Raw genomic sequence first — 24,002 nt, forward strand, 5'->3', positions numbered from 1 at the left:
ACCATAGCCGCGCTCACCTTCCCCGCGCGGACTGTCCGGGCACCGGCTCCAAGAGAGACGGTAAGCCCCGGGCGCGGATCTTCTCGGCGGCCAGGGCGTACAGGTTGGCCAGTACGTCTGGCCCTTGATCGAGTCGATCGGCGGTGAGCCGCTCAGCCGCCAAGGGGTCTGTGGTCGTGATCTCTGCCATGGCATCACCGTGGCCGGACCGCACACCTTTCCGTCCAGGTTTCCCGCCCGCTTCACCCGGCGGTGTTCACACCCGCCTCACGGTTGACGCCCTCCACGAACGCGGACCATGACGCGGCCGCGAAGACCAGCGGCCGGCCCGCCGGGGTCTTACTGTCGCGGACCGGGACGAGGCCGGGGTAGCCGTCGGCTACCTCGACGCAATTGTTCGCTCCCCCGTCGCTGTAGGACGACTTACGCCAGGCAGCGGTGCTGAGGTCGGGGGTGTACTTCATGACCTGTGCTCCTCCAGAACGCCCCGGATGAACGCCAGCGAGTCTGACGGGGGCAGCGCCAAGTCTCGGAACCGATCGTAGGACAAACGGTGGCGCAGGACCTCCTCCGAGTCGTCGATCAACTCGCCGCCGCCGCTGCCCTCCTTGTAGGCAACGGCGCTTCCGTCGTTCTGCCACAGCAGGGTCAGGGATCCGTCCATGAGGTGGTGCACTCCGGTGGCGAAGGGGAGCACCTGCAGGACAACGTTCGGCCACTCGGCCACGGCCTCGATACGAAGCAGCTGGTCGTCCCAGGTCTTCGCGGTGGCCGCAGGACGGCGGAATGCGTACTCGTCAATGATGAAGCGGAAGTTAGACACTGGCTCCCGGCTCAACAGAAGCTGCCGCCCCATGCGCGCGGCCACCTGTTCCTCAATTTCCTCGGTGTTGCCAGCCGTTGCCTGGGCTCCAGACAACACCCCACGGGCGAACTCCTCGGTCTGCACGAGTCCGGGCACGCCGGGCGTGAACAGGTGCATGATCCGCGCCGTCGCTTCCAGCCGCATGAACTCCTTGTACTTGTCCTTGAACGCGTCGTGCCGTGCCACCTTCCAGAGCTGAACCAGCAGGTCACCGGACCCGTAGTAGCGGTCCAGGTCCTCCATGACCGCCAGCTTGGACAGCCGCTTGCCCGATTCCAGGCGGCTCAGATAGCTCTTGTCGTATGCCGTCTCCTGGGCCACTTGCCCCAGTGACTTTCCGGCCTTCTCCCTCAGGTACCGAAGGGTCCGCCCGAGCCCCGCGAGCCCCGACTCCCCATCCGTGTCAACAACTTCGCCCACTGTCACCCCTAACCGTTGCCTGGCGCCCCAGACAACACCGACCCCCTTCCGCAGCGTACGTCCAAGCAGTGACGATCGAGCCACGAACGGTAATCACCGCTCGTCAAAGCCCCCTCCCCCCAGAAGGAGCACGACCATGGGCCAACTCGTCACAGTCCTCTGCGAGTTGTTGCTGCGCGTACTGCTGCCCGCACGCGGCCGACATCGAGGAACGCCCACCACCACCACCGCCGCCCCGCCCGACAGGAGCGAGTCATGGGCGCCCGCCGCACCCCCGTGCCGCTGCCAACTCAGCCCCGGGGCAAGGAACTTCGAGTGGGACACCCCTCTCGCTCGCCCCTACCTCCGCGACATGGAGGTGTCCGCGTGACGAGTCCGCTGCGTCTGCTGCCGTGGACGTCCCCGGAGGGCAAGCCCTGTTACCTCAGTACGGACAGCGAGGAGAGCAGGCTCTCCCGGCTCGCCGACGACCTGGAGGCGGCGCAACTCGACTCCGGCGAACAGGTCCTCACGGGAGCCAGAGCCGTACTCGCCGACACCGAGGCAGGCGAACGCGCAGTGCGCTTCGCGCTCACCAGGGCGGTGGAGTGCCTCGGGGACGTACTCCGCATCGCGGTCAGCCGGGGCGGACGCATCCCCGGGAACGAACAGTGATGCCGCGCTGGTGGCGGGGCGGGGCCGCAACACTCCGTGGCCCGCTCACCTCGTCATCACCTTCATCCTCCAGCACTCGGCACCCAGCACGCTCTACCGTGGGCCTCCGGTCACCACACACCGCCCCTGCCGGAGAAGAGAAACCGATCATGGCTCACGAGGTGGATCCGAGCTCCTGCGAGAGAACGCCCGAGGCAATCCGCGCGGCCTTGCAGCGGCGCCCCGACTGGCTGCAGGCCTTCGAGCAGGACTGGCTGAGTGCGGCGGCGGACTTCGACCAGTCGGCGCTCGACGCCGTGACCGACAAGTGGTTCCCCTTCGCCTGCGCCTGCGCGACACCCGGCTATCTGGACGACATGGAACAGACCGTCAAGCGCATGACGGAGGGCGACACGGACGGCATGGTCTTCCGCGACGCGGACGGGAACGCCTACGACGCCGACAACCACCCGATCGACCCCATCGACGCGGGCCGGCGCGGGTGAGCGCGTACGACATCAGGTACGTGGACCGCGCGGCTCAGCGCAAGTCCGCACTGAGCGCACCGCAGCGGGCCTCGCTGGAGGAACTGGAGAAGCGGCTCAGCCTGAACCCGTTCGGCGCGCCCGCGGTCAGTAACCGTGACAACAGCTGGTCGGCCTCGTTCAAGGGCGGCTTCATCACCTACGTCGTATCGAACCGTCACGTCGTGATCAACGTCGTCGATCTGGTGGCCCTCTGAACCACGGCCCCCACCAGCCCTCACCCGGCTCTCAGCCGACGAACAGCCGCCCCATGGATCCCCCACAGACAGCGCGCCTACTGTCATTTCCATCAGCGGGTGGCACAGACGTGGATACAGCCACAAACAGGCGCCACAGACAGGCACAGGAGAGCGGCCATGAGTGAAGAACTGCACGATCACGACCGAGGTCTCTCCTTCGACCTGCCGACCCTTCACCGGCGGAAGATGATCCGGCTCCTGGCCGGTGCCAGTCTGGTGCCGCTCGTCGGGTGCGGTGGAGACGACTCGGACAGCTCGGCCTCGTCGGCCTCGTCGGCCTCCTCATCCAGTTCGTCCTCCGCCGCCTCCTCCGGGAGCGCCGAGTGCGAGACCATCCCCAACGAGACCGCCGGGCCGTACCCCGGTGACGGCTCCAACGGAGTGAACGTCCTCAAAGAGAGCGGTGTCGTCCGCAAGGACATCACCTCCAGTTTCGGCTCGGCGAGCGGCAAGGCGGAAGGCGTACCGCTGACCATCACGCTCACCGTCGTCGATGCCGCATCGGGCTGCGGTACGCCCAAGGAGGGCGCCGCCGTCTACCTCTGGCACTGCGACCGGGACGGCAACTACTCCCTCTACTCGGAGGGCGTCACCGAGGAGAACTACCTGCGCGGCGTCCAGGAGACCGACGCCAAGGGGCAGGTCACGTTCACCAGCATCTTCCCCGCCTGCTACACCGGCCGCTGGCCCCACATCCACTTCGAGGTGTACGACAGCCTGGAGGACGCCACCAAGGCCACGTCCATCACGGCCACTTCGCAGCTCGCCTTCGCCAAGGACGTATGCGACACCGTGTACGCGTCGGACGGCTACGACCGCAGTGTCCAGAACATGAGCCAGCTCTCCCTGGAGACCGACAACATCTTCAGCGACGGCTACGACCAGCAGCTGGCCACGACCAAGGGCAGCGTCGAGAAGGGCTACACCGCCACGCTGACGGTTCCCGTGTAGGCCAGCGCCCATCGCGCCCATCGCGCCCGCCGCGCTCGCCTCTCGGTTCTTCCTCCCCAACTCGCGCCTCCGTCCCCTCCCCCGGGGCGGAGGCGCGTTCGTGTTCGTGTTCGCGTTCCATGGCTCGGCAACCCATTCCCGGCAACCTTTTCCCTGGCGGCGGCGACCAGCAACTGACGCCTCCCTCCACAGACTTGAACGGAAGCCGCCGTGAGCGAGAACCGCAGCAAGGCCCGCCATCGCAGACGTAAGACCGCCGTGGTCTTCGGCGCTCCGCTGGCCCTGGGTGCCGCCGGGGTCATGGCCTACGGCACCGCGCTCGGCGTCTTCGGCGAGGACGCCCAGCCGAAGGCCTCCGCCGCGACCAAGGCGGCGGCCACCACCCTCACCGTCGCCAAGGACGGCTCCGGCACGTACGCGACCGTGCAGGCCGCCGTCGACGCCGTCCCCGCGAACAACCCCTCACGCGTCCTGATCTCGGTCAAGCCAGGCACGTACCGCGAGATGGTGAAAGTGCCGTCGAACAAGCCGCACGTGACCATCCAGGGCACGGGCTCCAGCCGCAAGGACACCGTCATCGTCTTCAACAACGCGGCCGGAACGCCGAAGCCCGGCGGCGGCACGTACGGCACCGGCGGCAGCGCGACCGTCGCCGTCGAGGCCGACGACTTCCAGGCCCGCAACCTGACCATCGCCAACGACTTCGACGAGGCGCGGAACCAGAGCCTGAGCGGCCACCAGGCTGTGGCGCTGCGTACCGCCGCCGACCTGGTCCTCCTCGACGGGATCATCGTCGACGGCGACCAGGACACCCTGCTCCTGGACACCGCGGCCAAGGAAAGACTCGGCCGGGTCTACGTCACCAACTCCTACGTCAGCGGCAACGTCGACTTCATCTTCGGGCGCGCGACCGCGGTGATCGACCAGTCCGTCATCACCCTGAAGAAGCGCTGGGACGGCAGCTCGGCGGGGTACGTCACCGCCCCCAGTACGGCGGCCGACCGCAAGGGCATCCTCATCAACCGGTCCGTCGTGAACGGTGACGTGGCCGCCGGAAGCTACTTCCTCGGCCGCAACTGGCACGCGGGCGGCGACGCGACCCTCGACCCGCAGACCACCGTCCGCAACTCCACGCTCAGCGCCGCGATCAAGTCGACCCCCTGGTCGGACATGGGCGGCTTCCCGTGGAAGGACGACCGCTTCGCGGAGTACAAGAACACCGGCCCCGGATCGGGCACCGCGAGCGGCAACCGCCCGCAGCTGACCGACGCCCAGGCCACCGGCCAGGAGGTCGCGGACTGGCTGGGCACCTGGAACCCGACCGCCTGACACCCCGACCCCGACGTCACACCACTCGTCACACAAACGGCTCGTCACGTCGGTCCACACCAGTCGACACCCACCCGGCTCGTCACGCCGGTCCACACCAGTCGACACCCACCCGGCTCGTCACGCCGGTCCACACCCGTCCGGCTGGGGAGTGCGAGCCACGAGCCGCTCCCCAGCCGGCGACCCCGCCACCCGGCCACGCCCCTACGGGCACGGCTGCGGCAGCAGCAACCTCATGGTCGTCTCCACATCCGCATCCACATCCGCATGCGCATCCACGCCCACGCCCACCGGCAGCGGCAGCGGGCCCGCCAGCCTCGCGTACACCCCTCCCCGCGCCAGCAGTTCCTCGTGCGTGCCCTCCTCCACCAGCCGTCCGCCGTCCACCACCAGGATCCGGTCGGCGTCGGGGGCGAGGGTCAGATCATGGGTGATCATGACGGTCGTACGCCCGGACACCAGGCGCCGCAGCGGCTGGACGACCCGGCGCGCGGCGAGAGCGTCGAGTCCGGTGGTCGGTTCGTCGAGTACGAGGACGGGGGCGGCCCGCAGGATCGCGCGGGCGAGCGCGACCCGCTGGAGCTGGCCGCCGGAGAGGGCGGCCGTGCCGGGAGCGATCTCGGTGTCGTACGCGTCCGGCAGCGCGGTGACGAAGGCGTGCGCGTCGGCGTCCCGCGCGGCCCGCTCGATCTCCTCGTCGGTCGCGCCCGGCCGCCCGCACGCGATGTTCTCGCGGATCGTGCCGCGCAGGACCAGCGTCTCCTGGGGCAGCAGGGCCACGTTCTCGCGCAGGAACTCCAGGGGTACGTCCGTCAGCGGGACGTCGTCCAGGCAGATCACGCCCGCGGTGGGGTCGTAGAAGCGGGTCAGGAGTTTGGAGAGCGTCGACTTTCCGGCGCCGCTCGGGCCCGTGACGAGGACGAACTCGCCGGGTCCCGCGGTGAACGTCACGTCGTGCAGCGCGTCGTGCAGCCCGTCGCGCAGCCCGTCGCCGCCCGGGTAGCGGAAGGAGACGCCGTGGAAGCTGACCCAGCCGCGTACGGGCCAGGGCCGGACCGGTTCGGCGGGGTCGGTGACGGCGGGCTCCGCGTCCAGGATCTCCTGGAGGCGCTGGGCGCCGGCCGTCGCTGCGGTCAGCGTCAGGCCGAGCTGGCCGAGGTCGCGGATCGGCGGGTAGAGGTAGCCGAGGAAGGCGGCGAAGGCGAGCAACTGCCCGAGCGACATGCGCCCTTGGGCGATCTCCCAGGCGCCGAGCCCGATGACCGCGAGCACGCACACCGTCTCGACGACCTCGACGAACTGCTCGTACAGCTCACTCGCGCGGGCGCCCCGCACACTGGCGCGCAGCCAGGCCCGGGCCTCCCGGTCGAGGCGCTTCTCCTCGGCGTGGCGGCGGTTGTAGGCCTGGGTGAGTACGACGTTGCCCAGTGACTCCTCGACGACCGAGGTGATCGCGCCGTCGGCCGTGCGCTCGTCCTGGGCTGCCGTCCTGATGCGGCCGGCGAAGCGGCGGGCCGCGACGAGGAAGAGGGGGGCGAGGAGGAAGGTGACCAGGGCGAGGTCCCAGCGGAGCCAGAGGGCGGCGGCGGAGTAGAAGAGCGCCGAGAACATGGCGGAGACCGTTCCCACGACCCCCGACACCACCATCTGCTCGATGGCCTCGACGTCGCCCGTGAGCCGTTCGACCAGATCGCCCTGCCGGTGCTTCTGGAAGAAGTGCGGCGGCAGGTCCTGGACGTGCCGGAAGACGCTCGCGCGCAGCCGCAGTACGAATCTCTCGGCCGTCCAGACCGCGAGGGAGTTCCCGAGGTATCCGACGATCGCGCCGAGCACGGCGACACCGAGCCAGGCCCCGGCCGGCCCCCAGAACGCGGCGAGCGAACCGGCTTTCAGCGCGTGATCGGTCAACTCCGCGAAGAGCAGGATCGAGGCCGTCTCCGCCAGCGCCGACACGATCACGCACGCGACGATCAGCAGCAGCCACCTGCGGTCGTCGCGCGTCAACGGCCAGAACCGCGCGAATGCCTCGCGGACTTCCCGCATGCCGTCACATTCCCTTTCCTGATTACTGGTTCCCTGGTTCCGGGTTCCGGTCAACAGATCCGGAAAATAGCCGAGGCGGGGTCTCCGGAACGAATCCGGAGACCCCGCCTCGCGGCAGTGACTACTTCTTGCCCACCGGACGACGCTGCGGCTTCTTGGCACCGTGCTTCGGCGCGGGCTTCGCGGCGTGCTTCTTGGCGGCCGGGGCGGGCTTGCGGGTCTTCTTGACGGGGGCGATCTTGTGGAAGCTCATGGGAGTCCCTTTCCTCGGTTTCCTCGGTGTCCTGCTGCGGTTGATGCTGCGATTGATTCTCTTTCGCCGTAAGCCCCGTTCGGCTTCGACATGGAAAACACTACGAGACCGCGGAAGCGAAAAACACCAGATCCGCTGAGACCTCAATTAATTGCAGCTGAGACCGATTTTCAGGAACTCACGGGAACCGGACCGCTATTCACACAGAACTTATTACGCGACTCACCTGGATTTTATTTACCCCGGTGTCTACTTGCCGACGGCCAGCCCCTGCCCGGTGACCCGCACTCTGATCCCGTCCTTCTGCACGCGCACGTCCCGCAGGGTCAGTTCGCCCTTCGGGGGCTTCGGGAGGCGGAAGCCGAGGGAGAGGCGGTCGACGAGGGCGGGGCGGGTAAGGCGGGAGAGACCGTCGAGGAGCGCCAGGTCGAAGCCGAGGCGCTTCAGCAACTCGGGGTTCTCCACGGCGAGGTCGATGAGGTTGACCTTCATCAGCCCGTCGGCGAAGCGCGGGGAGCCGGTGAGCTCCTCGAACTTGGTGTCGTCGCTCAGCGCCTCCTGGACCGCCGAATCCGGTACGCCGAGCCGCTTCGCGATCGACGGCACCGACAGCAGCTCCTTCGCCCGCTTCTTCTCCTTCGCGAGGCGCGTGGCGGACTTGCGGGTCAGGTGCAGGCCCTGGGACTCGCGGGTGCCGGGGCTGAAGGTGGCCAGGTCGCCGATGTCCAGGCGCATGCCGCCGACCTCCGTCGAGATGCCGCGCTCGCCGTCCCGCTTGATCCGCGCGTCGGCGCGCATCCGCAGGTCGTGCCCGGCGACCGGCAGTACGCCGCGCGCCCGCACCTCGTCGCCGCCGTGACCGGTGAACGTCATCTGGGACGCGCCGAGTTCACGGTTCAGGTCGTTGAAGGAAAGCAGCACCTCGCCGCGCAGCTCCGGTATGCGGGCGCCGCGTATGGAGGTGGGGCCGCCGTCGATCCGTATGCCCGTGGCCTCGGCGGAGACCTTGGCCAGGGAGACGCGGTTCGCCGCCACGTCCGGGACGGTGACCGACACGGAGTCGATCCTGCGGTCGAGGACCTGGGTGAGGAAGGGGAAGCCGTCGATCTCGACCTCGGGCGCCGCGCTGAGGTTCAGCTGGTCCCGGACCTTCTCGGCCGCCGTGCGCTCGGCGTACAGCAGCGCCCAGCGGTCACCGAGGGCGAGGAAGGCGGCGAGGACGAGGACGGCGATGACGGCCTTGGCCGCGAGGGACAGTCCCGCGAGGGGGCTTCGACGGCGACGGGTCCGGCGGGTCCGGCCGGTCCGGCCGGTCCGGCGGCGTGGGCGGGTTCCGGAGTCCCGACGTCCGCGGGAGCCCCGGCGGTGATCGGGCGGTGCCCAGTCCGCATCTTCTCCGGCCCCCTCGGTCGCGTCGGGCTCCTCATGGAGGAAGTCCTCCAGAGGTCCGTCGTCGAGGGCGGCGAGATCCTCGTACGGGCTCGGGCTCGGGCTCGGGCTCGGGCTCGGAGGGGAATGAGAATGCGCTGCGATGGGGTGGGGGGTACGCATCATCTGATTCGATCACGCGTACCAACCCCACCCGCAACTCGTACCGGCGGTTTGGGATCTACCTCACGGACAGACCGCCGTTACCGAGTGGCTACTTCACTTCACCGGATGGCTACTTCACGACCGTGATCCGGTCGGCCGCCGGCGGCGCGATCGGGTTCGTGGCCGACGAGTTGGCCAGCAGGTACTTCTCCAGGGCGGCGAGGTCGTCGTCGCCCACCAGGTCGTTGGTGCCCTGGCCGAGCGTGGTGAAGCCGTCGCCGCCGCCCGCGAGGAAGCTGTTCGTCGCGACGCGGTAGGTGGCGGCGGGGTCGATCGCGGCCCCGTTCAGCTTGACCGAGTCGGCGACGACACGGTCTGCGCCGGTCTTCGTCAGGTCGAGCGTGTAGGTGAGGCCCTTCGAGATCTGGAGCACCTTCGGCGAGGCCGCGTTCGTGCCGGTGACCTGCTCCTTGAGCACCTGGACGAGCTGGGCGCCGGTGAAGTTCTGCAGGTTCACCGTGTTGGCGAACGGCTGGACCGTGAAGCCCTCGGCGTACGTGACGACGCCGTCGCCCTCGGCGCCCTTGGCCGCGTAGGTGAGGGGTGCCCGGATACCGCCCGGGTTCATCAGCGCGAGGTCGGTCTCGGGGTCCAGCTCCTTGCCGTACGCGAGCTGCGCGTCGGCGATCAGGTCGCCGATCGGGGACTCGGTGCCGATGTTCGAGATGTCACCGGAGATGTACCCGATGGCCTTGTTGCCGATCGGCGCGGCGAGGGTGTTCCACTTGGTGATCAGCTCGGTCATGTCCGGCGCCTTGGGCACGGTACGCGTCACCACGTGGTTCGCGGAGGCGACGGCGGTCCGGGCGATGTCGCCGGTCCGGCGGTCGTACGTCAGCGTCGTGTCGGTGTAGAGCCGCCCGAAGGACGCGGCCGAGGTGACCATGCGGGGCTTGCCCGACGGGTCGTTGATCGTGCACGCGTACGCGGCGTGGGTGTGGCCGGTGACCAGCGCGTCGACCTTCGGCGTGATGTTCTTGGCGATGTCCACGATGGGGCCGGATATGCCGTCGCCGCCACCGGGCGAGTCACAGTCGTAGTTGTACGCGGCCGAGGCCGGGAGTCCGCCCTCGTGGATCAGCGCGACGACCGACTTGACGCCCTGCTTCTCCAGCTCCTTGGCGTACTTGTTGATCGTCTCGACCTCGTCCTTGAACTTGAGGCCCTTCACACCCTCGGCGGAGACGACACCCGGGGTGTCCTCAAGGGTCACGCCGATGAAGCCGACCTTGACGCCGTTCTTCTTCCACACCCAGTAGGGCTTGAGGATCGGCTTCTTGGTCTTCTCGTCGAGAACGTTCGCCGCGAGGTACGGGAAGTCGGCGCCCTTGAACTTCTTGCCCGGCGTGTAGCAGCCGTCCGTGGGGTGGCAGCCGCCCTTCTGCAGACGGCCCAGTTCCTTGGCGCCCTCGTCGAACTCGTGGTTGCCGACGCTCGTCACGTCGAGGTCGAGCTTGTTCAGCGCCTCGATGGTGGGCTCGTCGTGGAAGAGCCCGGAGATCAGCGGGGAGGCACCGACCATGTCGCCGCCGGCCGCGGTGACCGAGTACTTGTTGCCTTCGCGGGCCTGGCGCAAATGCGTCGCCAGGTACTCGACACCGCCCGCGTCGATCGTCTTGCTGGTGCCGTCCGGCTGAAGCTCGGTGACCCGGCCGGAGGAGCCGGCCGGCGGCTCCAGGTTGCCGTGCAGATCATTGAAGGAGAGCAGCTGGACGTCCTGGTAGCGGCTCGGGCGCTGGTAGCCGGGCTTCTGGCCCGACTCGCCCGCGGACGCGGGCAGCGCGGCGACGAGCGCGCCGACGGTGGCGACGCCCGCGGCCGCCGCCAGGAGGCGGGTGGTCCGGCGTCTGCGGCGGTACGGATGAGGTGTGGCTGACATGTGCCCCCCTGTGGGTCGGCTGATATGTGGGCCCCGTCCGGCCGCAGCCTAGAGTCAACGCGCGTAGCGCGACAGGGGGTTCAGGGTTACGGACTGGTTGCCTTCAGGGGCGATTCGCCACCAACCGGACAGGCGGCGCGTCGGCGGCGCCCTGGCCGCGCGCTCACCCGTCGGACTCGTCGGACCACTTCGCCATGAACCGGACACGCCGTACCCTCGTACTCATGACCAGCGACGACACCGCACCGGCTTCCCCCAGGGTCTCGGCTTCGCTCGACCAGGGTGGTTCCCCCACCGTCCGCTCCCTCGACGTCCTCTCCGCGCTGCGCCCCGAGCAGACCGAGGCCGTGCTCGCGCTCCTCGCGGAGGCCGCCCTGGCCGACGGACAGCAGGCGGTGTCCGAGCAGGGCCGGCTGCAACTGCGCGGTGGCGCCCGGGAGGGGGTCCGGCATCTGCTGCTGACCGCCCAGGGCCTGCTCGTCGGGTACGCGCAGCTGGAGGACACCGACCCCGTCGAGGCCCCGGCCGCCGAACTGGTCGTCCACCCGGCGCACCGCGGCCACGGCCACGGGCGGGCGCTGGGCAACGCGCTCCTCGCCGAGTCCGGCAAGCGGCTGCGGGTCTGGGCGCACGGCGGCCACTCGGCGGCCCGCCATCTCGCCCAGGTCCTGGGCCTCACCCTCTTCCGCGAACTGCGGCAGATGCGGCGGCCGTTGACCGACCTCGACCTGCCCGGGCCGAAGCTTCCCGACGGCGTTCGCGTGCGGACGTTCGTACCCGGCGAGGACGACGCCGCGTGGCTCGCCGCGAACGCCGCCGCCTTCGCCCACCATCCCGAGCAGGGCTCCCTCACGCAGCGGGACCTCGACGACCGCAAGGCCGAGCCGTGGTTCGACCCCGACGGTTTCTTCCTCGCCTTCCGGGGCGGGGAGCTGGTCGGCTTCCACTGGACGAAGGTCCATGCGGCGGAGGGGCTCGGCGAGGTGTACGTCGTGGGTGTGCGGCCCGGTGCGCAGGGGGGTGGGCTGGGTAAGGCCCTCACCACGATCGGCCTTCGGCATTTGGCGGGGCAGGGGGTGCCTACCGCCATGTTGTACGTCGATGCGGACAACAAGGCCGCGGTGACCGTCTATGAGCGGCTGGGGTTCGTTACGTACGAGACGGATTTGATGTATCGGACGGAGTCCTGAGCGGGGTCCTCGCCGGACGGGCAACGGGATTCAGCGGACCGTTTCGAACGTGCGGGCCGGTGGGGGCTGGTCGCGCCCACGCTGCGAAGCCGCATATGTCACAGCCCCGCGCCCCTAAGGGCGGCGCAGCCGCAATCCCGCCCGCAGCGGCTCCGCGCACGCCCTCGCCCCCACCGCCGTCGCCGCTATCAGCAGGATCGCCCAGTGATCGTGGGTCGTGTCCCAGCGGGGGTTGTCCGGGGTGACGAGGAGTGTCCAGGTGCCGGGCAGGAGCAGGTACGCGGCGACCGCGGTGGACAGGAGCCAGGTCGACACCGCGACGCCCGGCTCGGTGGCCGCCATGCGGCGGACGGTCAGGGCCGCCGCGGTGAGGGCCAGCACGGCGGTGCCGGCCGCCTCCAGGGAGAGGGCGCCGGCCGCGGGCCTCGCTCCCTCCGGGACCAGGAACAGCGCGGCCGTCCAGCAGAGCGCGGCCCACGGGGCGACGAGCGCCACGCGCAGGCCGACGCGCAGCGGGCGCCGGACCGGCACCACCGAGGTGGTGTGCCGGGCCGGGTCGTCCAGCAGGTAGGCGAGACCGAGGGCGAAGGCGAGTGCGGCGCCCCGCAGCGCGTTGAGGCCGAGCCACGGGTCGGGCTCGCCGGACTGCAGGCGCGGGAGGCCGGCCAGCAGCAGTCCCGCGGCACCGGCGGCCGTGAGCGCGCGCCAGGGCAGTGTGCGCCACACGGGGGTGATGAGGGCGCGTGTCATGGCGGTCATCCCTCCTCCTCGCACGAGTCGGCGTCCGCCTCTGCCACGTCCGCCGTCTTGCTCGCGGCCGGGACCCCCAGCAGTTCCGCCACCCGTGCTGTCGACGTCTTCGGCGAGGTCAGCTCCGTCCAATGGGCCTTCACCTTGCCCGCGACGCTGTAGCGCGGCTTCTTGAGCAGGTTCGCCACGATCCGGGTCTGTTCGGCGCTCATGCTGAAGGTTTCCGTGGGGGACAGGAGGATGGCGGAGCCCGAGACACTGTCGTCGATGCGGACGTCGCTGAGCGCGGACATCGGGTCGGAGTCCCCGCCGAGCGCGAGCCACATGATCGTCACTATGCGGGCGTCGCAGACCAGGCTGGCCGTCTTCTCGTCCCCCGCCACCAGCACGGACGCGACGGCCACGGCGAACTCGGGGACGCGGTTGCCGCCCCAGTCCGTGCCCACGGTCACATGGCCGGGCTCGGTGGACGGGGAGAGCGTGGTGTCGGTCTGCAGCCCGTAGCGGGCTTCGAGGCGCTGCTGCACGGTCAGCCGCTCGCCGCCGGCCCGGCCGCCCGCGAGGTTCTGGACCCGGTCGACCACGGCGGCCCAGTCGGCGGTGCGGCCCGTCCACTCGGGGAAGGCGCAGTACGAGGACTTGCCGTGCTCGATGCACGACCAGACCTTCTCGGGGGTGGTCGACGCCCGTTCGCGGGCCGGCGTCGTCCCGGCCGGGGTGCCCCCGGACTGGCCGACTCCGCCGACCAGCGCCAGCGCGAGCGATCCGGCGAGGGCCGCCTTGACGACCGCCGTACGCCCGCCGCTGACCAGCACCGCGAGCACCGCCAGGAACAGGACGAGCCCGACGAGGTACAGGGCGTGCCAGGCGGCGGGGCGGTCCAGCAGGTCGGAGGGGAACGGGGTGGAGCCGGTCTCGGTGACCATCGGGCCCAGCCAGTTCGTCCAGTTCGTCCCGTACGGGTTCCCCACGAAGAGCAGGCCGAAGATCAGGAGGAGCAGGACGAGCGGCGCGGCGAAGAGGGAGCGGACCAGGCGGGCGAGGAGGACACCGAACACGCCGAACAGCAGGACCGTCAGGGGGCCCACGGCGAGTTCGGCGGGCGAACCGTGCCCGACCGCGCCGGGCTTGAGCGCGGCCCAGGTGAACTGGGCGATGACACACACCGCCGTGAGCAGCACCGCCGGGACGGCGGACAGCACGTGGGCGACCGTACGCCGCCAGGGCTCGACGACCAGCACGTCGAAATGGCGGTCCGTGTCGCGCCGGTGGGAGCGCAGCACGGCGCGGTTGACGCCCAGCATGACGGCGAGCGCGACGAGGACCGGCATGGCCTGCGTGGACCGGTCGACGTCCTGGAGCACCGGGTAGTCGCCCTGGCGCTGCGTGGCCTGCCACACGGTCACGGCGACGTACAGGACGGTGATGCCGAGGAAGCCGACGGTCATGCGCAGCTCGCGCGCCTCGAAGCGGGCGAGGGCGAACACGGCCGCCCAGGGGCGGGGCGGGTGCGCCGGACGGACGGCCCGGGCGGGTGTCTCCAGTACGGTGCTCATGCCGCCGTCACCTCCGAGGACGCACCGTCGAGGGTGAGCAAGTAGCCGTCCTCCAGGGTCGGTTCGACGAGTTCGGCGCCCTCGGGGGGCTCGCCCACATTGCGGAAGGAACCCGTGCCGGTGCGCCATCCGGCCCACGCGCCCGGGTCGCGTTCCGTACTGCTCCACACCCGGCCCGCCGCCCGGGCGGTCAGCTCGGCCGGGGTGCCCTCGAAGCGGACGCGGCCGCCGGCCATGACGATCACGCGGTGGCAGAGCATCGCGACGTCCTCGGTCTGGTGGGTGGAGAGCAGCACGGTCCGCCCCTCCCCCGCCCGGGCGATCAACTCCCTGAAGCGCATGCGCTGTTCGGGGTCGAGTCCGACGGTCGGCTCGTCGAGCACCAGGAAGCCGGGGTCGCCGACGAGGGCGGCGGCCAGCGCGACCCGCTGGCGCATCCCGCCGGAGAGCTTCTTGATGCGCTTGCTCCGTACGTCGGACAACCCGACGGAGTCCAGGACCCGCCGCACCTCGCGGTGCCGGGCGGTGCGGTCCGTCAGCTCCTTCAGGATCGCCACGTAGTCGACGAACTCGAAGGCCGAGAAGTCCGGGTGGAATCCGGGCGCCTGCGGCAGATAGCCCAGCATGCGCCGTAGTTCCTGTCGTCCGGCCGCGGTGCCCGGGTCGTGCCCGAGCACGGTGAACGCGCCCCGGTCCGGGGGCACGGCGGTGGCCAGGACCCTCAACAGGGTGGTCTTTCCGGCTCCGTTGGGCCCGAGCAGCCCGGTGACGCCCTCGCCGAACCGCAGCGACACGTCGTCGAGGGCGGCCGTTCCGCCGTAGCGGAGGGTCAGCCCGGAGGCGGACACCGTCGGTGTCGTAGGAAGGTCGGACACGCGTGACTCCTGGAGAAGAGGGCTAAAGCAAGGGGAGGGGGAGGCGGGCGGCCGGGATACGGCACCGGCGCCGGAGTGGGGCAGCGGCCCTCACCCGTCGCCTCCGTCGGAGGAGCTGTCGGAGGAGGTGAAGGGGGAGGAATTCCGTTTGCGGGAGGACCTCGGGAGGATCACGGCGATGAAATGGAGTACCCGCAGGACGACCGAAGCGGTCATCAGCAGCCCGGCCTTGAGCAGCTTGAGCCTCCTGCGCGTGGTGTCGGACATCACGCTTTACCTCCGTCCGTGAAGCCCGCGAACGGCGTGTTCGCGGGGGACAAGTCGAATCGGTCACGGCCGAGGTAGAAGAGCCCGGCGGCGAGTGCGGCGACCGCGGCCGCGATGCCCTGCCCCGCCGCGGTGTACGGCGCGAGGGTCCCGTGGCTCGTCCCGTGCGCGACCACCAGCAGGGCGACCCATGTCCCGCCGACCAGGCCGGGCGCGAGGACCGGACCCAGCCGGGGCGTCAGCGCGAGCCCGGTCGCGGTGAGCGCGAGCGCGGGCAGCAGCCAGGCCAGGGCGCGCAGTCCGTACGAGGGAAGCGCGAGCGTCGCAAGGCCGTTCAGGACGAGCGCGACGGCCAGCACGGGGACCGTGCGGATCATCAGCAGCCGGAACCCGTGCATGGGCGATACCACGGCCATCTCGTACGTCGGGTCGAGGACCGGCCCGTACGACAGCGCGACCCCCGCGAGGGGCAGCAGCGGGGCGAGGGCGAGGAACAACGCCGGAGAGTCGGACGTCCGAACGGAGTCGGTGGCGATCACCGTCATGACCAGCACGGCGACGACCGCGGCCAGCCACGACCGGCGCAGCACCGGCGTCGCGGCGAGCAGCCGCGCGGTGTGGTCGGCCACCCCGGCCCGCATGAGCAGCGACTCCATGAATCCCGGTCGCGGCACGTCCAGTTCGGCGTCGAGCCGCTCCCATCCCGCGTCCAGGGCGACCGGGTCGCTCACTTCGGCGAGCTGTGCCCGGCAGCGCGCGCAGGCGACGAGGTGCGTGTCGGCCGACCAGAGCATCGGCTGCGCCAACTCGCCCCGTACGTACGCCCGGAGGTCGTCCTCCGCGACGTGCCAGGTCATGCCGTCCGCGTCACTCATGCCGTTCCTGTCGCTCATGCCAACTCCTCCCGCAGCTGCTTGCGGGCCCGCAGGGCCCGTGTCTTGACCGTCCCCGGCGGGATGCCGAGCAGGACGGACGCCTCCCTGGTGGTCAGCCCGTCGATGACGGTGGCCTGGAGAACCGCCCGCAGCTCCGGCGACAGCCGGACCAGGGCGCCCGCGAGGTCCCCGTGCTCCACCCCCGCGAGCACGCGCTCCTCCGCGGACGCCTCGTCGCGGTGCCGCAGCCGCGCGAGCGTCTGCCGCAGCCGGCCCCGGGCGCCGTCGCCGCGCAGCGCGTCGATCAGCCGCCGCGAGCCGATGCGCCACAGCCACCCCGCCACGTCGCCCTCCTCGCGGTAGCGGGCTGTGCCCCGCCACACCGCGAGGAACGTCTCCTGCACGACGTCGTCGACTATCCCGGCGTCCGCGCACCGCCCGCGCAGCCGTGCTGCGAGCCAGGGCGCGTACCGCCGGTACAGCTCTTCGAAGGCGCGCCGGTCACCGTCCGCCGCGATGGCCCGCAGCAGATCCCCGTCGCTTCTCGTTTCCCTCACACCCCCTCATCGCACGAGCCCCGCCGATCGGTTCACGGCTCCGCGAGAAGTTTCCGGAACCTCGCATTCACGTTGCCAGGCTCCCGCATTCGCCTTGACAAGGCCCCCAGCCTTCCACCACCCTTTCACTACTCAATTAGTGAAAGGGTGGTGGTCGGTTGTGGTCGAGTACCGCATCGACCGGCGCAGCGGTGTCGCCACGTACGTCCAGATCGTCCAGCAGACCAAGCAGGCCCTGCGGCTGGGCGTTCTCGAACCGGGCGACAAGCTCCCCACGGCCCGCGAGGTCGTGGAGGCCACCGCGATCAATCCGAACACCGTCCTGAAGGCCTACCGCGAGCTGGAGCGCGAGGGCCTGGTCGAGGCCCGGCGTGGCCTCGGCACCTTCGTACGGCGCTCGCTGGGCGCCGCACCCGCCGACCACACCGCCCTGCGCTCGAAGCTGACCGCCTGGCTGGACGAGGCACGCAAGGAAGGCCTGGAGCGCGAGGACATCAGCGCGCTCTTCACCTCCGTACTGGACGAGAAGTGCCCTGAAGGGGAGCGATGAACAGGGTTGGGGAGATGGACAAAGACGGGGAAGGGACCGCGCTGGCAGCGGTCGGGCTGGGCAAGCGGTACTGGCGGCGGCGCGGCCCCGCGCTGCGGGACTGCTCCTTCCGGCTGCCGGCCGGCCGGATCTGCGCCCTGGTAGGGCCGAACGGCGCGGGCAAGTCGACCCTCCTGCAACTGGCCGCCGGGCTGATACGCCCCACCGAGGGCGCCCTGACCGTCCTGGGCACCAGCCCCGCCGAGGCCCGCGAGCGGCTCGCCTACGTCGCCCAGGGCAAGCCGCTGCCGCCCCAGCTCACGGTCGCCGCCACGCTCCGCCTCGGCGCCGAGCTGAACCGCGCCCGCTGGGACCGGTCGGCCGCGGAACGGATCGCGTACGGAGAGCGCGCCGACGCGCACACCCCGGCGGAGCCCCGGGAGGGCGCCCTCGAACCCACCGCCAGGATCCGCTCCCTCTCCGGCGGCCAGCGCACCCGCGTCGCCCTCGCCCTGGCCTTCGGCAAGCGGCCCGAACTGATGCTGCTGGACGAGCCGATGGCCGACCTCGACCCGCTGGCCCGGCGCGAACTCCTCGGCGCGCTGCTGGGCGAGGCCGCCGAACACGGCACGACGATCGTGCTGTCCTCGCACGTCGTCGCCGAGCTGGAGGGCGCCTGCGACCACCTGCTCCTCATGGGCGGCGGCCGGATCCGGCTCGGCGGCGACCCGGACCGGCTGCTCGCCGCGCACACCCTGCTCACCGGCCCGGCGCGCGACCTCACGGGCCACACCGTCGTCGAGTCGCGCGACACCGGCCGCCAGCTCACCGCCCTGATCCGCCCGGGCGGCCCGCTGCCCGACGACTGGCAGACCACCGCGCCCTCCCTGGAGGAACTGCTCCTGGCCCACCTGCGCAACCCGAAGGCACCGGACCTGCTCACCGAGGAAATCGAAGAGGCCGACGGGGCCGAAGCGACCGATGGGGGCAGCCGGAACGAGCCGAACGGGGCCGCCGAGGAGAGTGCGCGCGCATGACGACACCCCTCCTCACCTCCGCCGGCCCCACGCCCAGCCCCTCCCCCGGCACCTCCCCGCGCCCCGACCGTGGACCCGGCCGCGGCCTCGCCTGGTCCGTGCTGCGGCTGCACCGGGCAGCCCTGTGGTGTTGGCTGCTGCTGGTCGCGGCCCTGTCGGCGGCGATGCTGTGGGCGTACGGTCCGGGCTTCGACGCCGCCCTCGCGGACGTCCGGGAGCAGTGCCGCGGCAACGTCGAGGCCTGCCACTCCCCCGGCGGCCCCTGGCTGAACAAGTACGACACGACCGTGGGCCTCACCACCCTCGTCGTCGCCTACCTCCCCCTCCTCGTCGCCGCCTGGGCGGGCGCGGCCCTCATCGGCCGCGAGCTGGAGAACGGCACCGCGCACCTCGCCTGGACCCAGTCCGTCTCCCCCGCCCGCTGGCTCGCCGCGAAGCTCGCCGTACCCGCGCTGCTCATCACCGCGGGCACAGCCGTGCTGGTCCCGCTGCACCACCTGATGTGGAACGGCGGCGAGGAACTGCTCTGGACGGACTGGTACGACCAGGAGGGCTTCCGCGCGGGCGGCACCGTCACCCTCGCCTACGCCCTGTGCGGCCTGGCCGTCGGCGCCCTCGCGGGCCTGCACCTCGGCCGCACGCTGCCCGCCCTGGGCGTCGCCTTCACCGCCATGGCGGCCGTCACCCACCTCGGCAACAGCTACCGCCCGAGCCTGTGGCCCACGGTCACGGTCACCGGCGCCAAGGTCCTGAACCCGCCGGACCAGGCCCTCCAGCTCGACCAGGGCGTGATCACGGACGAGGGCACCCGCATCGCCGACAACATGGCCTGCACCGACGCCGACGGCGCCGCCGATCTCCAGCGCTGCCTGGCCCGCGGCGGCCTCGACGACATCTGGGCCACCTACCACCCGCGGTCCCACTTCTGGCCCCTCCAGCTCGCCGAGACCGGGGTCGTCCTCGCCGTCGCCGCCCTCGCGGTCATCGCCGCGTTCGTCCTGCTCAACCGTCGTACCGCAGCCGTAGGAGCCGCCGTATGAGTGCCTTCGCCGTCAACGAAACAAACGGAACAGACGGAACAGACAGAACCACAGCCGACGGAGCCGGGGATCCGCCCGGCGGGCCGGTCAGGGGGCTGCCGTGGGCCGTGCTGCGGCTGCACCGCGCGGCGCTCGTCGTGTGGGGCGCCTTCCTGCTGGCCGCCGTCGGCGTGCTGGTGTGGGAGGTCGAGATCACCGCGGACTCCGTACGGGACCGGATCGCCTCCTGCCACCAGGGCGCCGCCTCGTGCCGCTTCGAGGCCGTGCTCGACTACGGCGGAAACATCGGCTGGGCGTCGACCCTCGTCTACTACAGCTTCTTCGCCGTGGCCGCGTTCGCCGGCGGCGCGCTGATCGGGCGCGAGCTGGAGAACGGCACCGCCCAGCTCGCCTGGACGCAGTCCGTCTCGCCGACGCGCTGGCTTGCCGCCAAGCTCGCCGTGCCCGCGGTGCTGCTGGTGGTCGGCGGCACGGTGTTCGTCCTCGTGTTCCGGTGGGCCTGGGCGGCGAACCGGGACCTGATGGGCGACGACTGGACGTTCGCCGACGTGTTCGCGGCGCGGGGGCCCGCACTGGTGGCGTACTCCCTGTGCGGCCTGGCGGTCGGGGCCCTCGCCGGTGTCGTACTGCGGCGGTCGCTGCCCGCACTCGCGATCTCCTGCGTCGCGATGTACCTGCTCAACCACAATCTGGAGGAGCACCGCGAGGATCTGTGGCCAACGGTTTCGCCCGCCCCGACCAAGGGGGTCGAGATGTCCGGGGACGTGTGGCAGCTCGGTGACGGGACCGGTCGGTTCCATCCCCAGGCCCACTACTGGCCGATGCACCTGGTGGAGACCGGGATTGTTCTCGGTGTCGCCGCTGTTGCCACCGGGGCGGCTTTCTGGGTGCTTCGGCGCCGTACGGCCTGAGGATCGGTTGTACGTGCGGGCCGTATATGGCTGGTCGCGCCCTGCGGCGGAGCCGCAAATGTCACAGCCCCGCGCCCCTAAAAATCGGGGCGCGGGCCCTCCTGCAAGGCCCGGGGACGGACGGGACGGCGATCTGAACGCCGGGGAGCCTCCCCCCGATATCCCGCACGTCATGTCGCCGTAACCGTTGATTCAGACGAGCTTGCGACGCTCGGCCAATGAACCCCGACGCGCCCGAGCCCGCGCCTGAGCCGGAGCACGAGCCCTCGCCGGTGAGGGAGAACGGGAGCCCGCACATCCCCGTGGCGCTCCCACACGCGCTCGCCGACGCGCCCGTTTCCGTCCAGACGCGGAAGAATGGGTTCATGAGTCAGCCCAACGCCAAGGCGCAGGTCCAGCACCCCCAACCGTCCGTCGGTTCCATAGCCGCGCACCGCCCGCACACCGTGGCGGCGAACGTCTCCGACCTGGAGCCCGATCTCGACGCCGACCTCGACGCGTACGAGGACACGGTGCAGGACGGCGTCCAGCTTCCGCCGGGCCGTTTCCTCGACCGGGAGCGCAGCTGGCTCGCGTTCAACGAGCGCGTCCTCGAACTCGCCGAGGATCCGAACACACCGCTTCTCGAACGGGCGAATTTCCTGGCGATCTTCGCCAGCAACCTGGACGAGTTCTTCATGGTCCGCGTGGCCGGACTCAAGCGCCGCATCCACACCGGCGTGGCCACCCGCTCCGCCTCCGGCCTGCAGCCCCGCGAGGTCCTGGAGATGATCTGGGCCCGCTCCCGCGAGCTCATGGCCCGGCACGCCGCCTGCTACCAGGAGGACGTGGCCCCCCAGCTCGCCGAGGAGGGCATCCACCTCGTCCGCTGGAGCGAGCTGACCGAGAAGGAGCAGGCCCGCCTCTTCACGCTCTTCCGCCACCAGATCTTCCCGGTCCTGACCCCGCTGGCGGTCGACCCCGCGCACCCCTTCCCGTACATCTCCGGCCTGTCGCTGAACCTGGCCGTGATCGTGCGGAACCCGGTCTCCGGCCACCGTCACTTCGCGCGCGTCAAGGTCCCGCCGCTGCTCTCCCGCTTCCTGGAGGCCTCCCCGGACCGCTTCGTCCCCATCGAGGACGTCATCGCGGCCCACCTGGAGGAGCTCTTCCCGGGCATGGAGGTCCTTGAGCACCACGCGTTCCGCGTCACCCGGAACGAGGACCTGGAGGTCGAGGAGGACGACGCCGAGAGCCTGCTCCAGGCCCTGGAGAAGGAGCTCATGCGGCGCCGCTTCGGACCGCCGGTGCGCCTGGAGGTCGAGGAGTCCATCGACCGGTACGTACTCGACCTGCTGGTACGGGAGTTGAAGATCACCGAGGCCGAGGTGTACCCGCTGCCGGGCCCCCTGGACCTCACCGGCCTCTTCGGCATCGGCAAGCTCGACCGGCCCGAGCTGAAGTTCCAGAAGTTCATCGCGGGCACCCACCGCGACCTCGCGGAGGTCGAGTCGGCGTCGGCGCCGGACATCTTCGCGGCACTGCGGGAACGGGACGTACTCCTCCACCACCCGTACGACTCCTTCTCCACCTCCGTCCAGGCCTTCCTGGAGCAGGCGGCCGAGGACCCGGACGTCCTCGCCATCAAGCAGACCCTGTACCGCACCTCCGGCGACTCCCCGATAGTCGACGCGCTCATCGAGGCCGCCGAGGCCGGCAAGCAGGTGCTGGTCCTCGTCGAGCTCAAGGCCCGCTTCGACGAGCAGGCCAACATCAAGTGGGCGAAGAAGCTGGAGGAGGCGGGCTGCCACGTGGTCTACGGCCTCGTCGGCCTCAAGACCCACTGCAAGCTGTCCCTCGTCGTGCGCCAGGAGGGCGAGACCCTCCGCCGCTACAGCCACGTCGGCACGGGCAACTACCACCCGAAGACCGCCCGGCTGTACGAGGACCTGGGGCTCCTGACCGCCGACCCGCAGGTCGGCGCGGACCTCTCGGACCTCTTCAACCGGCTCTCGGGCTACTCCCGCCGCGAGACGTACCGCCGTCTCCTCGTCGCGCCCAAGTCCCTGCGCGACGGCCTGATCGCCCGCGTCAACAAGGAGGTCCAGCACCACCGTGCCGGACGTCCCGCCTACGTCCGCATCAAGGTCAACTCCATGGTGGACGAGGCACTCATCGACTCCCTCTACCGCGCGTCCGAGGCAGGCGTGCCGGTGGACGTGTGGGTGCGCGGAATCTGCGCCGTACGACCGGGAGTCCCGGGCCTGTCCGAGAACATACGCGTACGGTCCGTCCTCGGCCGCTTCCTCGAACACTCCCGGGTCTTCACCTTCGGCAACGGCGGCGAACCCGAAGTGTGGATCGGCAGCGCCGACATGATGCACCGCAACCTCGACCGCCGCATCGAAGCCCTGGTCCGGGTCACCGACCCGGCGCACCGGGCGGCGCTCACCCGGCTCCTGGAGACCGGTATGTCCGACACCACTTCCTCCTGGCACCTCGGCCCAGACGGCGAATGGACCCGGCACGCGACCGATGCCGACGGCCAGCCCCTGCGCAACGTCCAGGAGATGCTCATAGACGCCCGGAGGCGCCGGCGTGGCACAGCAACACCTTGACCCCACGGCCGGACCCGTGGCCGGGGACGCCCTGGCGGCCTATCTCCAGGCCCAGGCCACGGAGTTCCTGCGCGCGCTGCGCCAGCACCGCGAGACCGGCGGTGCGACGGCGACGGCGACGAACGGGACGGAGGAGGCCGTGGACGCGGCGCGCGCCCTGCGCCGCTCGGCCCGCCGCATCAGCGGCACGCTGCACACGTTCCGGCCTCTCCTCGACGAGGGCTGGTCGGAGGGCATGCGCCCCGAACTGGCCTGGCTGTCGGGCACGTTGGCCCGGGAACACGCGTACGGGGCCCGGCTGGAACGCCTGCTGGCGGCCCTGCACCGCCTGTCGGGCTCCTCGGCGTTCCCGGCACAGGCCGCCTCCGAAGTGCGCACGGAGAAAGGCACCTTGACGGTCGGCGCGGCCAAGGCGGGCGCCCTTCTGGAGCGTCAGCTGACGCTCGCCCGGACGCGCGCCCACTCGGCCGCGCTCCAGGCGCTCGGTTCCTCCCGCTTCCACGCCGTCGCCGACAGCGTCGCCGTCCTCGCCAGCGAGGTCCCGCTGACCGCGTCCGCGGCCGGCACCGCGCTCAGACCCCTGGCCGCCGCCGCGGAGGACCGCCTCGGCGACGCCGTGACCGGGCTGCCCCTGATCACCGCGGGCCACCCCTACAACGCGGAGGCACTCGTCCACGGCCTCTCCGCCGACACGGCACCGCAGCCCCAGGACGCCCCCTGGCACCAGGTCCGGCTCCTGCTGCGCCTGCACCGCTATGCGCGGGAAGTCATGTACAGCGACGAAGTCGCCGTGGACGTACGCCTGTTGACCACGGGTCAGGCCCTGGACCGGCACCGCGACGCGGCGGAGGCCGCCGCCGCGGCGGCCTCGGCGGCCCGCACCCCGCGCATCGCCCCGGCGACGGCGTACGCGCTCGGGGTGCTGCACGCGGACCAGCGGCACGAGGTGGAAGCGGCCCGGTTCGCGTTCCAGCGGGCCTGGCTGAGGGAGACGGTCGGCACTCCGTGACCGCGGAGGCCCCGGACACGCGATGGGAGGCCCAGTGCACGCGATCGCTCACCACCGTG

The 24,002-nt window shown here is 70.9% G+C and carries 26 protein-coding genes; 13 read left to right on the plus strand and 13 right to left on the minus strand.

Annotated features, from left to right (window positions below; translation table 11 throughout):
* Window positions 1-13: 13 nt before the first annotated feature.
* Genes OHA11_RS20875 through OHA11_RS20885 form a run of 3 tightly spaced genes read right to left on the minus strand, consistent with a single transcriptional unit; the run spans window position 14 to window position 1,285 of the window.
* The gene (locus tag OHA11_RS20875) at window positions 14-190 is read right to left on the minus strand and encodes a hypothetical protein (RefSeq protein WP_266498524.1); all 177 of its coding nucleotides are present in this window, start codon (window positions 188-190) and stop codon (window positions 14-16) included.
* Window positions 191-242: 52 nt separating this feature from the next.
* Window positions 243-464, minus strand: a complete 222-nt coding sequence (locus OHA11_RS20880) for a DUF397 domain-containing protein (RefSeq protein WP_266498525.1) — start codon at window positions 462-464, stop codon at window positions 243-245.
* Window positions 461-1,285, minus strand: a complete 825-nt coding sequence (locus tag OHA11_RS20885; RefSeq protein WP_266498526.1) for a helix-turn-helix transcriptional regulator — start codon at window positions 1,283-1,285, stop codon at window positions 461-463. The genes OHA11_RS20880 and OHA11_RS20885 overlap by 4 nt, the downstream gene beginning before the upstream one ends.
* Window positions 1,286-1,421: 136 nt before the next feature.
* Here OHA11_RS20885 and OHA11_RS20890 point away from each other — a divergent pair, with 136 nt between their 5' ends.
* The 6 genes from OHA11_RS20890 (at window position 1,422) to OHA11_RS20915 (ending at window position 4,982) form a co-directional block, all read left to right on the plus strand.
* Window positions 1,422-1,655 carry a hypothetical protein gene (locus OHA11_RS20890; protein ID WP_266498528.1) on the plus strand — a complete coding sequence of 78 codons (234 nt, stop codon included), beginning with the start codon at window positions 1,422-1,424 and terminating at the stop codon, window positions 1,653-1,655.
* The gene (locus OHA11_RS20895; protein WP_266498529.1) at window positions 1,652-1,939 is read left to right on the plus strand and encodes a hypothetical protein; all 288 of its coding nucleotides are present in this window, start codon (window positions 1,652-1,654) and stop codon (window positions 1,937-1,939) included. The genes OHA11_RS20890 and OHA11_RS20895 overlap by 4 nt, the downstream gene beginning before the upstream one ends.
* A gap of 149 nt (window positions 1,940-2,088) precedes the next feature.
* Window positions 2,089-2,424, plus strand: coding sequence for a DUF6247 family protein (locus OHA11_RS20900; RefSeq protein WP_266498530.1), 336 nt, complete (start codon window positions 2,089-2,091; stop codon window positions 2,422-2,424).
* On the plus strand, window positions 2,421-2,660 hold the full coding sequence (locus OHA11_RS20905) for a hypothetical protein (RefSeq protein ID WP_266498531.1): 240 nt from the start codon (window positions 2,421-2,423) through the stop codon (window positions 2,658-2,660). The genes OHA11_RS20900 and OHA11_RS20905 overlap by 4 nt, the downstream gene beginning before the upstream one ends.
* Before the next feature lie 159 nt (window positions 2,661-2,819).
* Entirely contained in the window at window positions 2,820-3,653 is an 834-nt protein-coding gene (locus OHA11_RS20910; protein ID WP_266498532.1) for an intradiol ring-cleavage dioxygenase, read from the plus strand.
* A gap of 210 nt (window positions 3,654-3,863) precedes the next feature.
* Window positions 3,864-4,982, plus strand: coding sequence for a pectinesterase family protein (locus OHA11_RS20915; protein WP_266498533.1), 1,119 nt, complete (start codon window positions 3,864-3,866; stop codon window positions 4,980-4,982).
* Window positions 4,983-5,186: 204 nt separating this feature from the next.
* On the opposite strand, the gene OHA11_RS20920 is transcribed toward OHA11_RS20915, so the two are convergent.
* The 4 genes from OHA11_RS20920 to OHA11_RS20935 form a co-directional block, all read right to left on the minus strand.
* Window positions 5,187-7,025 carry an ABC transporter ATP-binding protein gene (locus OHA11_RS20920; RefSeq protein WP_266498534.1) on the minus strand — a complete coding sequence of 613 codons (1,839 nt, stop codon included), beginning with the start codon at window positions 7,023-7,025 and terminating at the stop codon, window positions 5,187-5,189.
* 121 nt (window positions 7,026-7,146) lie between these two features.
* Complete coding sequence (locus tag OHA11_RS20925; protein ID WP_266498536.1) at window positions 7,147-7,278, minus strand: hypothetical protein; 132 nt, start codon at window positions 7,276-7,278, stop codon at window positions 7,147-7,149.
* A 249-nt stretch (window positions 7,279-7,527) separates the two neighbouring features.
* Window positions 7,528-8,829 carry a DUF2993 domain-containing protein gene (locus tag OHA11_RS20930; RefSeq protein WP_266507335.1) on the minus strand — a complete coding sequence of 434 codons (1,302 nt, stop codon included), beginning with the start codon at window positions 8,827-8,829 and terminating at the stop codon, window positions 7,528-7,530.
* 112 nt (window positions 8,830-8,941) lie between these two features.
* Window positions 8,942-10,750: a bifunctional UDP-sugar hydrolase/5'-nucleotidase gene (locus OHA11_RS20935; RefSeq protein ID WP_266498538.1), complete on the minus strand. Its 1,809-nt coding sequence runs from the start codon at window positions 10,748-10,750 to the stop codon at window positions 8,942-8,944.
* A gap of 224 nt (window positions 10,751-10,974) precedes the next feature.
* Here OHA11_RS20935 and mshD point away from each other — a divergent pair, with 224 nt between their 5' ends.
* Window positions 10,975-11,940: a mycothiol synthase gene (gene mshD / locus OHA11_RS20940; protein ID WP_266498540.1), complete on the plus strand. Its 966-nt coding sequence runs from the start codon at window positions 10,975-10,977 to the stop codon at window positions 11,938-11,940.
* Window positions 11,941-12,054: 114 nt separating this feature from the next.
* Here the strand turns inward: mshD and OHA11_RS20945 are convergent, their stop codons facing one another.
* From OHA11_RS20945 to OHA11_RS20970, 6 genes are all read right to left on the minus strand, one after another.
* Window positions 12,055-12,699, minus strand: a complete 645-nt coding sequence (locus tag OHA11_RS20945) for an ABC transporter (RefSeq protein WP_266498543.1) — start codon at window positions 12,697-12,699, stop codon at window positions 12,055-12,057.
* Entirely contained in the window at window positions 12,696-14,246 is a 1,551-nt protein-coding gene (locus OHA11_RS20950) for an ABC transporter permease (RefSeq protein ID WP_266498544.1), read from the minus strand. Before OHA11_RS20950 ends, OHA11_RS20945 begins: the two co-directional genes overlap by 4 nt.
* A complete protein-coding gene (locus tag OHA11_RS20955) occupies window positions 14,243-15,121 on the minus strand; it encodes an ABC transporter ATP-binding protein (RefSeq protein ID WP_266498546.1) in 879 nt (292 codons plus the stop codon). Before OHA11_RS20955 ends, OHA11_RS20950 begins: the two co-directional genes overlap by 4 nt.
* 90 nt (window positions 15,122-15,211) lie before the next feature.
* On the minus strand, window positions 15,212-15,388 hold the full coding sequence (locus OHA11_RS20960) for a hypothetical protein (protein WP_266498548.1): 177 nt from the start codon (window positions 15,386-15,388) through the stop codon (window positions 15,212-15,214).
* Complete coding sequence (locus OHA11_RS20965; protein ID WP_266507337.1) at window positions 15,388-16,245, minus strand: zf-HC2 domain-containing protein; 858 nt, start codon at window positions 16,243-16,245, stop codon at window positions 15,388-15,390. The genes OHA11_RS20960 and OHA11_RS20965 overlap by 1 nt, the downstream gene beginning before the upstream one ends.
* A gap of 32 nt (window positions 16,246-16,277) precedes the next feature.
* Window positions 16,278-16,820, minus strand: a complete 543-nt coding sequence (locus tag OHA11_RS20970; protein WP_266498551.1) for an RNA polymerase sigma factor — start codon at window positions 16,818-16,820, stop codon at window positions 16,278-16,280.
* Between the two features lie 160 nt (window positions 16,821-16,980).
* Here OHA11_RS20970 and OHA11_RS20975 point away from each other — a divergent pair, with 160 nt between their 5' ends.
* The 6 genes from OHA11_RS20975 to OHA11_RS21000 all read left to right on the plus strand — a co-directional run bounded on the left by OHA11_RS20975 (window position 16,981) and on the right by OHA11_RS21000 (window position 23,943).
* Window positions 16,981-17,370 (plus strand): GntR family transcriptional regulator, encoded by a 390-nt coding sequence (locus tag OHA11_RS20975; protein ID WP_266498553.1) that lies wholly within the window; start codon window positions 16,981-16,983, stop codon window positions 17,368-17,370.
* 14 nt (window positions 17,371-17,384) lie between these two features.
* Window positions 17,385-18,386, plus strand: a complete 1,002-nt coding sequence (locus OHA11_RS20980; RefSeq protein WP_266498554.1) for an ABC transporter ATP-binding protein — start codon at window positions 17,385-17,387, stop codon at window positions 18,384-18,386.
* Window positions 18,383-19,426: an ABC transporter permease gene (locus OHA11_RS20985; protein WP_266498557.1), complete on the plus strand. Its 1,044-nt coding sequence runs from the start codon at window positions 18,383-18,385 to the stop codon at window positions 19,424-19,426. Before OHA11_RS20980 ends, OHA11_RS20985 begins: the two co-directional genes overlap by 4 nt.
* The gene (locus OHA11_RS20990; RefSeq protein WP_266498558.1) at window positions 19,423-20,337 is read left to right on the plus strand and encodes a hypothetical protein; all 915 of its coding nucleotides are present in this window, start codon (window positions 19,423-19,425) and stop codon (window positions 20,335-20,337) included. The genes OHA11_RS20985 and OHA11_RS20990 overlap by 4 nt, the downstream gene beginning before the upstream one ends.
* Before the next feature lie 365 nt (window positions 20,338-20,702).
* Complete coding sequence (locus tag OHA11_RS20995) at window positions 20,703-22,934, plus strand: RNA degradosome polyphosphate kinase (protein WP_323186598.1); 2,232 nt, start codon at window positions 20,703-20,705, stop codon at window positions 22,932-22,934.
* Window positions 22,915-23,943, plus strand: a complete 1,029-nt coding sequence (locus OHA11_RS21000; RefSeq protein ID WP_266498562.1) for a CHAD domain-containing protein — start codon at window positions 22,915-22,917, stop codon at window positions 23,941-23,943. The genes OHA11_RS20995 and OHA11_RS21000 overlap by 20 nt, the downstream gene beginning before the upstream one ends.
* Window positions 23,944-24,002: the final 59 nt, after the last annotated feature.

It is taken from the genome of Streptomyces sp. NBC_00878 (genome assembly GCF_026341515.1).
Classification (GTDB): Bacteria; Actinomycetota; Actinomycetes; order Streptomycetales; family Streptomycetaceae; genus Streptomyces.